Here is a 13,865-nt window from a genome sequence, read left to right as displayed (position 1 = left end):
CGAGGAGTGAACGAGCGGAGCGAGTGAGCCCCGCAGTCGCGAACGAAAGGCCAGCACTGTGAGTGAACTGAAGCTGCCGTCGATCGACTACGCGGCGCTCGCTCCCATCCTGATCATGCTGGGCGCGGCTCTGGTCGGCGTCCTGGTCGAAGCGTTCGTGCCGCGCCGCCTGCGCAACGCGGTGCAGCTCGCGCTCGCCNGGTCACCGCCGGTGGCGCCATCGCGGTGGACGGGCCGACGCTCTTCCTCCAGGGCGCCATCCTGGTCCTGGCCGCCATGGCGCTGCTGCTCGTCGGCGAACGCACGGTCGAGCGGGGTGGCGCCTTCGTGGCGCACGCCGCGGTCACCGCCGAGTCGCCCGAGGACCGCAGGCAGGCCGAGGGCATGGGCGGGGCCACCGAGGTCTACCCGCTGATGACCTTCGCGATCGGCGGCATGCTGATCTTCGTCGCGGCGAACGATCTGCTCACCATGTTCATCTCGCTCGAGGTCTTCTCGCTGNCGCGCTGAAGTACTTCATGCTCGGCGCGTACGCCTCGGCGTTCTTCCTGTTCGGTGTGGCCCTGATCTACGGCTTCACCGCCGGGATCCCGGGCCGTGGGGCCGGCGTCGACCTCGCCACCGTGCACGCGGCGGTCGGCCAGTCGTCGTCCAGCCAGGTGCTGCTCTTCGCCGGCATGGCGCTGCTCGCCATCGGCCTGCTGTTCAAGGCCGCCGCCGCGCCGTTCCACGTCTGGACGCCGGACGTCTACCAGGGCGCGCCGACGCCGGTCACCGGCTTCATGGCCGCCTGCACCAAGGTCGCCGCGTTCGGCGCGCTGCTGCGGGTCTTCCACGTCGCCTTCGCCGGTGCCTCCTGGGACTTCACCCCGGTGATCGGCGCGGTGGCGGTGCTGACCATGCTGGTCGGCGCCGTGCTGGCGGTCACCCAGACGGACATCAAGCGGCTGCTGGCCTACTCGTCGATCGCGAACGCCGGTTACCTGCTGGTCGGTGTGCTGGCGCCGAGCAAGGAGGGGCTGTCCGGCACGATGTTCTACCTGGCCGCGTACGGTTTCTCGGTGCTCGCCGCGTTCGCCGTGGTGACGCTGGTGCGCGACGCCGACGGGGAGGCCACCCACCTGTCGCGCTGGGCCGGGCTGGGCCGCCGCTCGCCGTTCTTCGCGTCGATCTTCACGTTCATCCTGCTGGCCTTCGCCGGTATCCCCCTCACCAGTGGGTTCACCAGCAAGTTCGCGGTCTTCGGGCCGGCGCTGGAGGCCAACCAGACCTGGCTGGTGATCGCCGGCGTGCTGACCAGCATGGTGTTGGCCTTCCCGTACCTGCGGGTCGTGGTGATGATGTGGCTCTCCGAGCCGGGCGAGGCCACCCCGACGGTGACCGTGCCGGGCGCGCTCACCTCCGCGGCGCTGGTCATCGGCGTGCTGGCCACGCTGGTCCTCGGCGTGGTCCCCGGTCCCCTGCTCGACCTGACCACCGGCGCGGCCGAATTCGTGCGATGACGGGACGTGTCCCCACCGGGGGCCGGTACGCCGTGGCGTGCCGGCCCCCGGCTCGTATCCCCCTCGCCGAGCAGGTCGAACGGGTGTGGCATGGTTGATGGCGTGGTGAACCCGGCTGGCGAGCGTTCAGGTCAGTTCGGCGCGCTCGGCCTGCACCTCGCCGACCCGCGCGTCGAAGCGTCCGTGCTGGGCGTGCTCGACCTCGTCGAGGCGGATCTGCGGGCCAGCGTGGCCAGCGCGGACCCGCTGGTGACCGAGGCGGCCCGGCATCTGGTCGAGGCCGGCGGCAAGCGGTTCCGCCCGCTGCTGGTGGCGCTGGGCGCCCAGTTCGGCGATCCCGACGCCGCCCAGGTGGTGCCGGCGGCCGTGGTGATGGAACTCACCCACCTGGCGACGCTCTACCACGACGACGTGATGGACGAGGCGGCCGTGCGGCGGGGCGCACCGAGCGCCAACTCCCGCTGGACCAACTCGGTGGCCATCCTGGTCGGCGACTACCTCTTCGCCCGGGCCGCCGACATCGCGGCCGATCTGGGCCCCGAAGCGGTCCGGTTGCAGGCGCGCACCTTTGCCCGGCTGGTGCACGGCCAGATCGCCGAGACGGTCGGCCCGCGCGGCACCGACCCGGTCGCGCACTACCTGCATGTCATCGCCGAGAAGACCGGTTCGCTGATCGCCACCTCGGCCCGCTTCGGCGGCATGTTCGGCGGCGCGTCCGCCGCACACATCGAGGCCCTGGCCGGGTACGGCGAGATCATCGGCGTCGCCTTCCAACTCTCCGACGACCTGCTGGACATCGCCAGCGAGTCGGTGCAGTCCGGCAAGACGCCCGGTACGGACCTGCGGGAAGGCGTGCCCACCCTGCCGGTGCTCTACGCGCTCGCCGGCGACGACGCGGACGCGTCCAGCGTGCGGCTGCGCGAGATCCTGGCCACCGGCCCGCTGGTCGACGACGCGCTGCACGCCGAGGCGCTCGGCCTGCTGCGCGAGTCCCCGGCGCTCAAGCGCGCCCGGGAGACGGTGCGCAGCTACGCCGAGGACGCCCGCGCCCGCCTGACCCCGCTCCCCGAGGGCCCGGCCCGTCGCGCACTCGAATCCCTCTGCGACTACATCGCCGACCGCACGAGCTGACCCATTCCGGTCGGCCGGACTCCGGCCAGGCGTCCCATCCGCTCCGTCGCCCTCCCGCCGCTCCCGAACCGGGCGTGCCGAGGGCCGGGCGCGAGGCTCGCCGCCCCCGGAGGGGTCCATGTGTTGCCGGCTGTCCCGACGGGATCCTCCGGGCGTGTCGAGCTGCGCGGTATACCTCAGTGTCATAATTATGACATCCAGGTATATCGAACTTGGGGGGCTGCTCTTCTGGCTCGGAGTCGGCGCTTCGGCGGCCCGGCACTCGGCCGGCTCGGGGAAGTGGCCTTTATGCGGCGCGTCCTGACGTGACCGTTTCGGCGATCCAGTGTTGATTAGCCCGTCCGCCCGGGGTGCGAGAGGTATTTCTACGCACGAGGCACTGCGGGGGGCCGCTCCCCGCTCGCCGCCCGGCAATGGGGGCAAGTCGGGCACTGTGATGATCTTCGGGCCGTCAAGGTCGGGGAAGTGGTGACATCCGGCGGGCTTTGATCCGACCGTTTCGGCGGTCCGGTGTTGATCAGCTCGTCGAGCCGGGGTGCGAGGAGGGCGAGCGACCTATGCCTACGCCCCAGGCGCTGGGGGGAGGCGCTCGCCGCTCGCCGCCCAGCAATAGGGGCAAGTCGGGCACTGTGATGATCTTCGGGTCGCCAGTTCGGGGAAGTGGCTACATCCGGCGGCTCTGACACGACCACTTCGGCGAACCGGTGTCGATCACTAACGGCCTGACCGTCCGCCCGACCGGCCCGACCGGCCCGGCGGGGTGGCTTGAGCGGGCCGGATCCGATGGGCACGGCGGGACGCGCCTGTGGATCGGCGCGTCACACGATCGGTGTCGTGGAAGAAGGCTGGGCTTTCCGGTGACGGACGGGGGTGATCAGGTGGGGTGGGCGAGGCGGCGGGCGGCGAGGAGCATGAGCAGGGCGGCCAGGAGCATGAGCAGGGCCGTGGTGAGCCACATGATCGGGTAGCCTGCGGCGCCGGCGAGCGCGCCGAGGCCGAGTGGGCCCAGGCAGCCGCCCGCGTACACCCCGGTCTGGGTGATCGAGGTGGCGGCGGCCGGTGCCTGCGGGTGGAGCCGGACCACCGCGAAGTTCAGCAGCCCGGGCCAGGACCAGCCGAGCCCGAAGCCGAGCACCACGCCCGCGACCAGCGGCACCGGGCCGGCCACCGCGAGCAGCAGCAGCCCCACCGAGCCGGCCACCAGCAGCCCGGCGATGACCGGGACGTGCCCGCTCGCCCGGCGGTCCGCCAGCCAACCGACGCCGACCCGCGCGGCGACGCACACCGCGCTGCCGAGCGTCAGCGTCAGGCCGGCCAGGCCGGGGGAGAGGCCCCGTCCGGCGGCCGAGTCGACCAGGAACGTGCCCAGCGCGTTCGCCGCGCCGGCTGCCAGCGTCGCGGCCAGCCCGACCACCACCAGCGCGAGCGTGCCGCCGCCGCGGCCGGCGGAGGCGGTCCGGGCGCGTCCGTCCCGATCCGACCGGGGTACGGCGGCCAGTGCGGCCAGCGCGGCCCCGGCGGCCGCCACGAAGGCCCAGCGCCAGCCGGCGGTCAACGCGACGGTGGGCACCGCCGCGCCGGCCAGCAGCGTGCTGACGGGGATCGCGGCCTGCTTCACGCCGAAGGAGAGCCCCTGCCGGTGCGGGGGCACGCGTGCGGCCAGCGCGGCGTTGCTGGCGAGCTGGCCGAGGGCGTTGGCGGCGGCACTGACCGCGAGCAGTGCCACCAGCACCGGGTACGACCGGGCCAGCGCCGCGACGGCCAGCAGCGAGCCGGCGGCCAGCCCGATGGCGACCCGGGCGACCGGGGCCGGACCGTACCGCTCGACCAGGGCGCCGGAGGGTACCGAGGCGAGCGCGCTGACGCCGAAGTAGACCGAGACGGCCAGGCCCAGGCCGGTCGGGCTGAAGCCGAGTTCCGCGCCGAGTTGCACGGCCAGCCCGCCGACCAGGAAGACCGGCAGGACGCAGGCGATGGTGGTGACGGTGGCGCCGGCCGCGACCCGGACGGCGCCGCCGGCCGCCGGCGGGCTGGTTCGCGAAATTGTTTCGGTCATCGTCGGCCAACCTACGCCGACCCCGTTTTCGCTGCTGAACGTGTCTGTCGATGCACGGTCTGTGTCCGGTGATCTGGCATCCTCGATCCGAACAGGCATTTCGCACTCGGCCTGTTTTTCATATGGTGTAAGTCCCCGGCGGCGGAGGTGGTTGTGCGCGACCCCCTGGCGGAACCTTCGGACCTGATCCGCAGTGTCTCCCGCGCGCTTCGAGTGCTCGAGTCGGTCGGCCGTGCGCCGAGGGGCCTCACCGTGAAGCAGATCGCCCGCCGCTGCGAGCTGACCGTCGCCACCACCTACCACCTGGTGCGCACGCTGGCCTACGAGGGCTACGTGATCCGGCGCGAGGACGGGACGTACATCGTGGGGTTGGAGGTGGCCGACCGCTACCGCGAGCTGGTCACCGCGTTCCGGGGGCCGCCGGCGGTCGGTGAGGCGCTGCGGCGGGCCGCGGCGGACACCGGCTGGAGTCACTACCTCGGCCGCTTCGTGGGTGGGCAGGTCGCGGTGACCGCCTGCGCCGAGGGGCCGCGCTCGCCCTACCTGGAGGATCTGGTGCCGGGCTTCGACGAGGGCGCGCACGCGACCGCCCTCGGCAAGAGCCTGCTGGCCACGCTGACCCCCGAGCAACGCTTCCGCTACCTGCGGGAATACGGCATGCGTCCGTTCACCAGCGCCACCCTCACCACCGCCGAGGCGTTCGAGGCCGACCTGGCCGCCGGGGACCGGCGCGGGATGCAGTTGGAGCTGGGCCAGTTCCGGCAGGGCGTGGCGTGCGCGGCGGTGCTGGTCACCCCGGACAAGGACATCGAGCGGCGGGTGGTGCTGGCCTGCGCGTTGCCGGCCGGCGAGATGATGACCTCCGCCCGGGTGGTCCGGGCCAAGCTGCTCACCGCCGCGCGGGCCATCGCCGACGGCATCGCCACCGAGAACTGAGCGGGGCCGCCGTCCTGGCTGGACGACGGCCCCCTCAGCGGGCGGTCCAGCGCCGGACCGCCCGGGGGAACGGCTCAGCTGCCGACCGGACCGCCGTCCAGCCGCCAGGTGACGACCACGCCGGGCTTGGCGAAGTCGCCGTCCGGCCAGGTCGAGGCCGGGCTCTCCACCGACGCGCCGGTGACCTCACCCGGGTGCTGCACGGCCACGAACACCGAACGGTTGTCCCTGGTGATGAACGGGCCGCAGGTCTCCGCGCCGAGCGGCACGGTGAGGAACTGCTTCAGGTGCCCCCGCTCCGGGCCCTCGACGGCGGTGGCGAAGAGGCCGTCGTTGCTGCCCAGCGCGTTGCCGTCGGTCGAGATCCAGAGGTTGCCGGTGGCGTCGAAGGCGACGTTGTCCGGGCAGGAGATCGGGGAGACCTTCGACTTGTCGTAGCCGGCGAACCAGGTCGAGGCGTCGGCCGGGTCGCCGCACACGATCGGCAGCGACCAGGTGAACGTCTCGGCGGTGTTGTCGCCCCGGTCCTCGACCAGTTCCAGGATCTGCCCGTGCTTGTTGGCGTTGCGCGGGTTCGCCTCGTCGGCCGGCGCCTTGCCGGCCTTGCCCCGGTCGGTGTTGTTCGTCAGCGCCACGTAGACCTTGCCGGTCAGCAGGCTCGGCTCCACGTCCTCCGGACGGTCCATCTTGGTCGCGCCGACCTTGTCGCCGGCGAGCCGGGTGAAGGTGAGCACGTCGGCGGCGGTCATCCCGTCGACGTACGAGCGGTTGCCGCTGACCAGCTTGATCCACCGGCCGCGACCGTCGAAGCCACCGTCGGCGGGGAGCGTGCCGCTGCCGTCGATCTCACCGGCCGGGCTGTCGCCGGCCAGCGCCGCGACGTAGAGCGTGCCCGACTCCAGCAGCGTCAGGTTGTGCTTGCGGGCCACCCAGGAGCTGCCCGGCATGAACTTCTTGTCCGAGACGAACTTGTAGAGGTAGTCGAACCGCTCGTCGTCACCCATGTACGCGACCACATGCCCGCTGCGGGCCACGATGACGTTCGCGCCCTCGTGCTTCACCCGGCCCAGCGCCGTGTGCTTGCGCGGGCGGGCCTGCGGGTCGAACGGGTCGATCTCGACGACCCAGCCGAACCGGTGCGCCTCGTTCGGGTGCTTCGCCAGGTCGAAGCGCTCGTCGGCGCGCTCCCACTTGCGGCTGCCGCTCGGGTGACGCACGTCGGTGGGGATGCCGTAGCGGGCCAGCTTCGGCTTCAGCTCCTCCGGTGCGCCGTCGCCACCGACGAAGTACTGGTTGAAGTTCTCCTCGCCGGAGAGCACCGTGCCCCACGGGGTGACCCCGCCCGCGCAGTTGTTCAGCGTGCCGACGACAGTCCGGCCCTTCGGGTCGGCGGCGGTACGCAGCCAGGCCGAGCCGGCGGCCGGGCCGGTCAGGTCGAACTTCGTGGCCAGCGCGGTGACCCGGCGGTTGTACTCCCGCCGGCCGCGGCGTACCGGCTGCCACTGCCCGGTGTCCGCCACCCGCTCCAGCTCGACCACGGACATGCCGTGCGCGGCCATCGCCACCCGCACCTGCTCGACGGTCAGCGCGTCCTGGCTGGTGAAGCCGGGGAACATGAGGTCCTCGTTGGTGTACTCGTGGTTCACCACGAGCAGCGCCCGCTTGCGGTCGATCGGCAGCACCCCGACGAAGTCGTTGTTGTAGCCGAACTGCTTGGCCTGGGCGGCGGCGGTCTGCCGACGCACGTCGAACGCGGGCGCGCCGGGCACGACCTCGTCGCCCCACTTGATGACGACGGAGTGGTCGTACCCGTTCGGCACGACCAGCGTGTCGAGCTTGTTCGGCGGGATCGGCTTGAACGTCAGCGCGCCGCTGCCCGGACGGCCGGAGCCGGCGGCGGCCCCGCCCGCGGCGGGCGCGGCCGGGCCGGCGGGCGCCGCGGCGGCCGGTGCGGCGCCGGCGAGCGCGCCCGCGGCGGCGCCGCCGAAGCCGAGCACCAGCGCGCCGACCGCGCCGGCCCGGACCACACCGCGCCGGGACACCTCGGCGTCGACCAGGTCACCGAAGTACGGGTTGTCGGACTGGTTGGGCACCGGGTGGTCGCAGGCGTTGCCGCACCGGTACAGACAGGTCATCGCGTCGCGGCTGCCGTGGCGGGGGCCGCCCAGCAGCGGGAGCAGGCGAGGACGGTCGCTCATGGGGTGGAGCCTCCTGATCGGACGGGTGAGGGGAAGGCGCCCGGGCCGCCGGCCCGCGCGCGTACCTGCCGGACGGTGCCAGGGCACGGTGAGCGGGTGCCGGCCCGAACGTGAACCGGGCGTGAACAGCTCCGCCCTGACCTGCGGATGAACCGTTCGGCGTCACGGCACGTATGGAAGGGCGGACGCAACGCCCGGGTACGGGCGGACGCGTCGCCGGTCTTCCCACCGCGGAAGCGAGGTACCGCCATCAGCGACCACGACGCCCAACTGCTGCGCGCGTTGCACGACGAGCACGCCGACGCGCTGTACGCGCACGCCCTGCGGCTGGTCAACGGCGACCGGACGCGGGCCGAGGACCTGGTGCAGGAGACGCTGCTGCGGGCCTGGCGGCACCCGGAGTCGCTGGACCCGCGGCGTGGCTCGGTCCGCGCCTGGCTGTTCACCACCGCCCGGAACCTGGCCATCGACGCCTGGCGTCGCCGCTCGGCCCGGGTCGGCGAGGTCTACACCGACGAGCTGCCGGAGACCGCCGAGACGGTCGACGAGACGGAGCGCGCGGTGGAGGCGTGGACGGTGGCGGAGGCGCTCAACCGGCTCAGCCCGACTCACCGCGAGGTGCTGGTCGAGTGCTTCTACCAGGGGCGGTCGGTGGCGGAGGCGGCCGCCCGGCTGGGCGTACCCCCGGGCACGGTGAAGTCGCGTACCCACTACGCGTTGCGGTCACTACGGTTGGCGCTGGCCGAGATGGGGGTGACCGGGTGACCCGCTGCGAGTTCGCGCACGACGACGGGGCGTACGTGCTGGGTGCCCTCGCCCCGGCGGACCGTGTCGCCTACGAGCGGCACCTGGCCGGATGCGCGCGGTGCCGGGAGGCGGTGGCCGAGATCGCCGTGCTGCCCGGCCTGCTGGGCCGGCTGGACCCGGCCGGGCTGGAGCAGTTCCTGGAGGTCGGCCCGGAGACCAACCGGGTGCCCGCGCTGCTCGACGCCGCGCGGCAGCGGCGGCGTCGGGACCGGTCCCGCTCCCGCCGACGGTACGCGCTGACCGCGCTCGCCGCCGCGCTCGCGGTGCTGGCCGGCGTCGGGGTGGCCGTGGTCCGGTCACCCGTGGAGCCAGCCACCCGTCCGGTGGCGCTGACCTCCATGCGGCCGGTCGCCGGGAGCGCGCCCGTGCACGCCGAGGTGGGGCTGACCGAGACGCCGTGGGGCACCGAGGTCACCATGCACTGCGGCTACGACCGGCGGGCCGGGCACCGTGAGGCGTACACGTTCCGGCTGGTCGCGCACGGCCCGGACGGCGCGACGGAGCAGGTCGGCTCCTGGCTGGCCGCCCCCGGCGACGACCTGCGTTTCTCCGGCGTCACCCGGTTCACCCGGGGCGAGCTGGTCCGCCTGGAACTCCTGCGCAACCCCGACACCCCCATCCTCGCCTACGACCTTCGGTGACCGGGTGGGTCAGGCTGCGGGGACGGGGGCGGGGGTGGCGGCTCGGGTGCGGCGGCGGGACTGACGCAGGGCGTCGACGGTGAAGACCACGAGGGCGAGCCAGACCAGGGCGAAGCCGGCCAGGCGGGCCGGGGGCATCGGCTCGTGGAAGATGAGCACGCCGCAGCCGAGCTGGAGGATCGGGGCGAGGTACTGCAGCATGCCGAGCGTGGACAGCGGCAGCCGGTTGGCCGCGCCGGCGAAGAACAGCAGCGGGATCGCGGTGGCGGCGCCGGCCACCACCAGCAGCGCGGTGTGCCCGGCCGAGACGTGCCCGAACGTCAGGTCGCCGCGCGTCGACAGCCAGGCCAGGTACGCCAGCGCGGGCAGCGCCAGCACCGCCGACTCGACGAACAGCCCCTCCACGGCGGGCAGGCCGAGCCGTTTCTTGACCAGGCTGTAGCTGGCGAAGCTGAACGCGAGCGTGAGCGCCAGCCAGGGCAGCCGGCCGTAGTCGACGGTGAGCACCGCCACGGCGAGCGCGCCGACGCCGAGCGCCCCCCACTGTGCCGGGCGCAGCCGTTCCCGCAGCGCGACGACGCCGAACAGCACCGACACCAGCGGGTTGATGAAGTAGCCGAGGGCGGTCTCCACCACCCGGTCGGAGTTCACTCCGTAGATGTAGGTGCCCCAGTTGACCGCGATCAGCGCGGCGGCGATCGCGATGCCGGCCAGCACCCGGGGCCGCCGGGCCAGCGTGCGTAGGAAGCCGACGTGCCGCATCGCGGCCAGCAGCAGCGCCACGAACGCCACCGACCAGACGATGCGGTGCGCGAGGATCTCCACCGGCCCGGCCGGGCGGAGCAGCTTGAGGTAGATCGGGAAGAAACCCCAGAGCAGGTACGCGCCGACGCCGTACAGGTAGCCGAGGCGGAGCTGGTTCACCGCTCCACTGTAAGTGGCGAGCCGGGTTGTGGGTCCTTTCCGGTGACCGGGGTCACCCGCTGGTCCAACTCCATGTACCGCTCCGCCGCGAGCGGCTGGAAGCCGATCTTCGCGTACACCCCGTGCGCGTCCAGCGTCGCCAGCACGATCCGGCGTACGCCCAGCTCGGCCAGGGCGTCGCGGACGCCGCCGGCCAGCCAGGTGCCCAGCCCGCGACCTCGCTCGGCCCGGTCCACGTAGACGTCGCACAGCCAGGCGAACGTGGCCCGGTCGGTCACCACCCGGGCGACCGCGACCTGCCGGCCGTCACCGGGCCGGTAGACGCCGAAGCCGATCGAGCCGGCGAACGCGCGCTCGACCGTCTCCCGGTCGCGGCCGAGCGCCCAGTAGGCGTCCGTGGCGAGCCAGGTGTGCACCCGGGGGAGGTCGAGCCGGGCCGGGTCGGTGCTGAGCTGGTAGCCGTCGGTGCGGGTCACGGTGAACACCCGGCCGAGGGTAGTGCCGCCCCCCGCGCGGCTCACCAGCCAATTCCCGCCCACTGGTCTGGCGGCCCGACCGTCCCGGGCCCGTCAGTCGCGGTCGAGGACAGCGCCGAGGAGCCAGGTGACGATGCCGACGAAGAGCGCGCCCAGCACCGCCGCCGGCCAGAACCCGTCCACGTGGAAGGGCAGCCCGGCCTCCCCGGCGATCCAGCTCGTGAGCAGGAACAGCAGGCCGTTGACCACGAGCGCGATCAGGCCGAGGGTCAGCAGGTAGAAGCCGCAGCCCACGGTCTTGATGATCGGCTGGAGCACCGCGTTGACCACCCCGAAGATCACCGCCACCAGCACCAGCGTGATCACCGTCTCGGTGGCGGACCCGGAGTCGAGGGTGATGCCCGGGATCAGCAGTGTGGCGAGCCAGAAGGCCACCGCCGTCGAGGCCACCCGGATCAGAAGACCCTTCAGGAAATCCATGGCCGGGATCGTGCCACGCCGGTTCCACCGGCGGAACCCGTGCCGGCACCTCAGCGACGGACCGGATGCCCCACGAGCTGCGACTCGACCGGCGTCGGCGAGAGCAACGCCCATCGCAGCGCCCGCCGGTTGACCACCGCCACCATGTCGTCCCGGATCCGGGTGAGCCAGTCGGCGGAGCCGCCGAGGCCGAGCGCCGTGCCGGCCAACGCGGCCTCGCCGGGGTCGAGGGGCTGCAGGACGGCCAGGTCGGCGCGAGCCAGCGCGGGAGCGTCCGCCGGAGTCAGCTCGTCCCGGACCACCAGCACGGCCTGCCAGGCCACCGCCGGGCCGACCGCCGGTGGCACCGACCCGACGTCGACCACCAGCAGCAGGGGGCGCAGCGGCGAACCGGGCGTGCCGCCGACCGGTCGCCCCGGCGGAAGCAGCGGCACCGCGCCGCCCGGCCCACCGCTGCCCCGGACGAACGCCTCCCAGGCCCGTGGCCGGGTGGTCTGCACCGCCACCCGCGCACCGAGCGCCCGCGCCCGCAGCGCGAGCAACTGGGCCGCCGGCACGCCGCCGACCAGCAGCACCCGGGTCGTCGTCGGCCGGAACAGCCGTACGGTGAGCGGGCGGCCACGCCGGTCCGCGCCCACCATCAGCCCGGACCCGCCGACCGGCAGGTCCAGGGTGTCCGGCGGCGCACCGGCCGAGGGTGTGGCGCCACCGACCAGCGCGAGCGGCAACGTGGCGGACAACCCGGCCAGGTGCTCGCCGTCCAGGCGGCGCAGCTCCCCGCCCGCCGCCCCGGCCACCCGGTGGAGCGCCCGCTCGGCCACCGACAGCTCCGCCACGGTGTCGACGGCGACCCGTACGGTCAGCTCCGCCGCGACCGGTGCCGACTCGGTGCGCGGGCCGACGGTGAGCGCGACGGTGGTGGCGGTGGCCGGCACGGCCAGCAGCCGGGACACCAGCCCCCGCGCCGCCTCGCCCGGCGGGTCCGGCCAGCGGCGCAGCCGCCAGGTGGCCTGCGGCAACCCGCCCACGCTGAGCCGCGACCAGGTCTCCCGGGCCGGCACGCCGGCCTCGTGGTGGGCCAGCTCGGCGATCACCCGCAGCGCCGCCGGGACACCCAGCGGCCGGCCGCCGAGCGGACCGAGCCGGCGGACCGTCCGCCGGACCGTGCCGGCGAGCGCCCGCAGCAACTCCTCGTCCGACCAGCCGTCGGCCCGCCGCACCCGCAGGGCCAGCACCACCCGGGACCGCCCGGCCAGCCGGCCGTCGGTGAGCTGACGGTAGGACGTGCCGGCCGGAGCGGCCGCCACGCCCGGTGCGGGTGCGGGCGACGCCGAGAAGATCAGTTGCAGCCGGACCGGAGGGCTCTCCGGCCCGGCGGGGGGAAGCAGGTCGAGCGGGGCCGGTAGGGCCCGCGAACGATCGCCGAGCAGGTCGTCCGGGTCGCCCAGCTCCAGCAGCGCGGTCAACCCGGCAGCGTCGTGCAGCACGGCGGCGGGGCCGCCGGCCAGCTCCGCGGCGTGCACCACCGTGCCCGGCCCGACCAGCTCCAGCAGCGCCGCCGGATCGGCGGCCGGGGGCAGCGCGCGGCGGTGGCTGAGGTACGCCGCGACGACGCCGAGCCACTCGTGGAGCCAGCGGCCCCGCACCCGGACCCAGGCGACCGGAAGCAGCAGCGTCGCCGACAGCAGCGCGACGGCGGTCACCACCACCCCCCGGCCGACGGCCGCCACCAGCACGGCGAGCGCCACCTGCGTCGCCACCACCTGACCGGCGCGAACGCGGGTGGACCGCACACGCCCGCACGGTGGCGCCGGAACGGGGGTGGACGCGGGTTGCCCGGTCGTGGTCGCGGTCACCGCACCTCCTCGCCCGGCCGCCGGGTGACGCCGCCGTGGCTCATCGTAGTGACGACGTCGTCCACAGGGGAGCCCGGAGGGGTAGCAGAACCGGACCGGTGCGGCTACCGTCAGCGACGAAAACCGTCACGCGTGCGCCCGCCGTCTCCCTCCCCCTCCGGCGGCCGCGAGCGCCGCGTCGACGAGTCCACGGTGGTCACACCGGTGGCCAGCCACGACCGAGGAGACGAGGTGACGTCCGGGATGTCCCAGACCCAGGCAGAAGCCGCGGTGATGCAGCAGACCGCCGCGAAGTTCGAGCAGGCCGACCAGTCGCTGCAAACCATGCTCAGCGGCCTGATGGCCGAGCTGGAGGTGCTGCAACAGGCCTGGCGCGGCGCCGGTGGGCGTTCGTTCGAGCAGGTCAAGCAGCAGTGGGCGCAGGACCAGGCGGCGTTGCAACGCGCCCTGCGCGAGACCGCGAGCGCGATCCGCACCGCCGGCCGCCAGTACGACACCGCCGACACCGAGGCCGCCGGCCGGGTGGCCGGCACCAACCGCGGCATCCAGCTGCCGCTCTAGACCATCGGAAGGATCGAACCCATGGAGCACGGTGTGCTGGTCGTCAACTTCGCCGCCCTGCAACAGGCCGGCGCCGACATCCAACGGGCACTGACCACCCTCGACAGTCAACTCGGGCAACTCGAACGGGACGCCGCGCCCCTGGTGGCGAGCTGGACCGGCGAGGCGCGCGAAGCGTACGAGCAGCGGCAGGCCCGCTGGCGGGCCGCCTCCCAGGACCTGCACGTGATGCTGCGCGACATCAAGCTCGCCGTGGAGGACTCCGCGGCCGACTACCTCGACACCGAGAAGCGCAAC

The 13,865-nt window shown here is 73.7% G+C and carries 12 protein-coding genes and 1 pseudogene; 7 read left to right on the top strand and 6 right to left on the bottom strand.

The genetic code is table 11. The features are described 5' to 3' along the window. The first annotated feature begins 58 nt into the window (after window positions 1-58). Both nuoN and B1205_RS04990 read left to right on the top strand, forming a co-directional pair. Window positions 59-1,502, top strand: a pseudogene (gene nuoN, locus B1205_RS04995) (NADH-quinone oxidoreductase subunit NuoN). Window positions 1,503-1,592: 90 nt separating this feature from the next. Further along, window positions 1,593-2,633: a polyprenyl synthetase family protein gene (locus B1205_RS04990; RefSeq protein ID WP_089154543.1), complete on the top strand. Its 1,041-nt coding sequence runs from the start codon at window positions 1,593-1,595 to the stop codon at window positions 2,631-2,633. 874 nt (window positions 2,634-3,507) lie between these two features. On the opposite strand, the gene B1205_RS04985 is transcribed toward B1205_RS04990, so the two are convergent. Continuing rightward, entirely contained in the window at window positions 3,508-4,689 is a 1,182-nt protein-coding gene (locus B1205_RS04985; protein ID WP_089154542.1) for an MFS transporter, read from the bottom strand. Between the two features lie 153 nt (window positions 4,690-4,842). On the opposite strand from B1205_RS04985, the gene B1205_RS04980 reads away from it, so the two are divergent. Beyond that, a complete protein-coding gene (locus B1205_RS04980; protein WP_089154541.1) occupies window positions 4,843-5,625 on the top strand; it encodes an IclR family transcriptional regulator in 783 nt (260 codons plus the stop codon). A gap of 74 nt (window positions 5,626-5,699) precedes the next feature. On the opposite strand, the gene B1205_RS04975 is transcribed toward B1205_RS04980, so the two are convergent. Next, a complete protein-coding gene (locus tag B1205_RS04975) occupies window positions 5,700-7,823 on the bottom strand; it encodes a PhoX family protein (protein WP_089154540.1) in 2,124 nt (707 codons plus the stop codon). Window positions 7,824-8,093: 270 nt separating this feature from the next. Here B1205_RS04975 and B1205_RS04970 point away from each other — a divergent pair, with 270 nt between their 5' ends. Both B1205_RS04970 and B1205_RS04965 read left to right on the top strand, forming a co-directional pair. Further along, on the top strand, window positions 8,094-8,588 hold the full coding sequence (locus tag B1205_RS04970) for a sigma-70 family RNA polymerase sigma factor (RefSeq protein WP_026268457.1): 495 nt from the start codon (window positions 8,094-8,096) through the stop codon (window positions 8,586-8,588). Then, window positions 8,585-9,271: an anti-sigma factor family protein gene (locus B1205_RS04965; RefSeq protein WP_089154539.1), complete on the top strand. Its 687-nt coding sequence runs from the start codon at window positions 8,585-8,587 to the stop codon at window positions 9,269-9,271. The genes B1205_RS04970 and B1205_RS04965 overlap by 4 nt, the downstream gene beginning before the upstream one ends. Before the next feature lie 9 nt (window positions 9,272-9,280). Here the strand turns inward: B1205_RS04965 and rarD are convergent, their stop codons facing one another. The 4 genes from rarD to eccE form a co-directional block, all read right to left on the bottom strand. Beyond that, entirely contained in the window at window positions 9,281-10,195 is a 915-nt protein-coding gene (gene rarD, locus B1205_RS04960) for an EamA family transporter RarD (RefSeq protein ID WP_089154538.1), read from the bottom strand. Further along, window positions 10,192-10,680, bottom strand: a complete 489-nt coding sequence (locus B1205_RS04955) for a GNAT family N-acetyltransferase (protein ID WP_089154931.1) — start codon at window positions 10,678-10,680, stop codon at window positions 10,192-10,194. Before B1205_RS04955 ends, rarD begins: the two co-directional genes overlap by 4 nt. 84 nt (window positions 10,681-10,764) lie before the next feature. Further along, window positions 10,765-11,151, bottom strand: a complete 387-nt coding sequence (locus B1205_RS04950; RefSeq protein WP_089154537.1) for a phage holin family protein — start codon at window positions 11,149-11,151, stop codon at window positions 10,765-10,767. 50 nt (window positions 11,152-11,201) lie between these two features. Then, window positions 11,202-13,007: a type VII secretion protein EccE gene (eccE, locus tag B1205_RS04945; protein WP_089154536.1), complete on the bottom strand. Its 1,806-nt coding sequence runs from the start codon at window positions 13,005-13,007 to the stop codon at window positions 11,202-11,204. A 243-nt stretch (window positions 13,008-13,250) separates the two neighbouring features. Here eccE and B1205_RS04940 point away from each other — a divergent pair, with 243 nt between their 5' ends. Next, entirely contained in the window at window positions 13,251-13,568 is a 318-nt protein-coding gene (locus B1205_RS04940) for a WXG100 family type VII secretion target (protein WP_089154930.1), read from the top strand. A 21-nt stretch (window positions 13,569-13,589) separates the two neighbouring features. Then, window positions 13,590-13,865: WXG100 family type VII secretion target (locus tag B1205_RS04935; protein ID WP_089154929.1), on the top strand; the 276-nt coding region annotated here is incomplete at its 3' end.

It is taken from the genome of Micromonospora sp. NBS 11-29, assembly GCF_002140155.1.
Lineage (GTDB): Bacteria > Actinomycetota > Actinomycetes > Mycobacteriales > Micromonosporaceae > Micromonospora.
The sequence above is the reverse complement of the archived record's forward strand: the minus strand, read 5'-3'. Positions and strand labels throughout refer to the sequence as shown.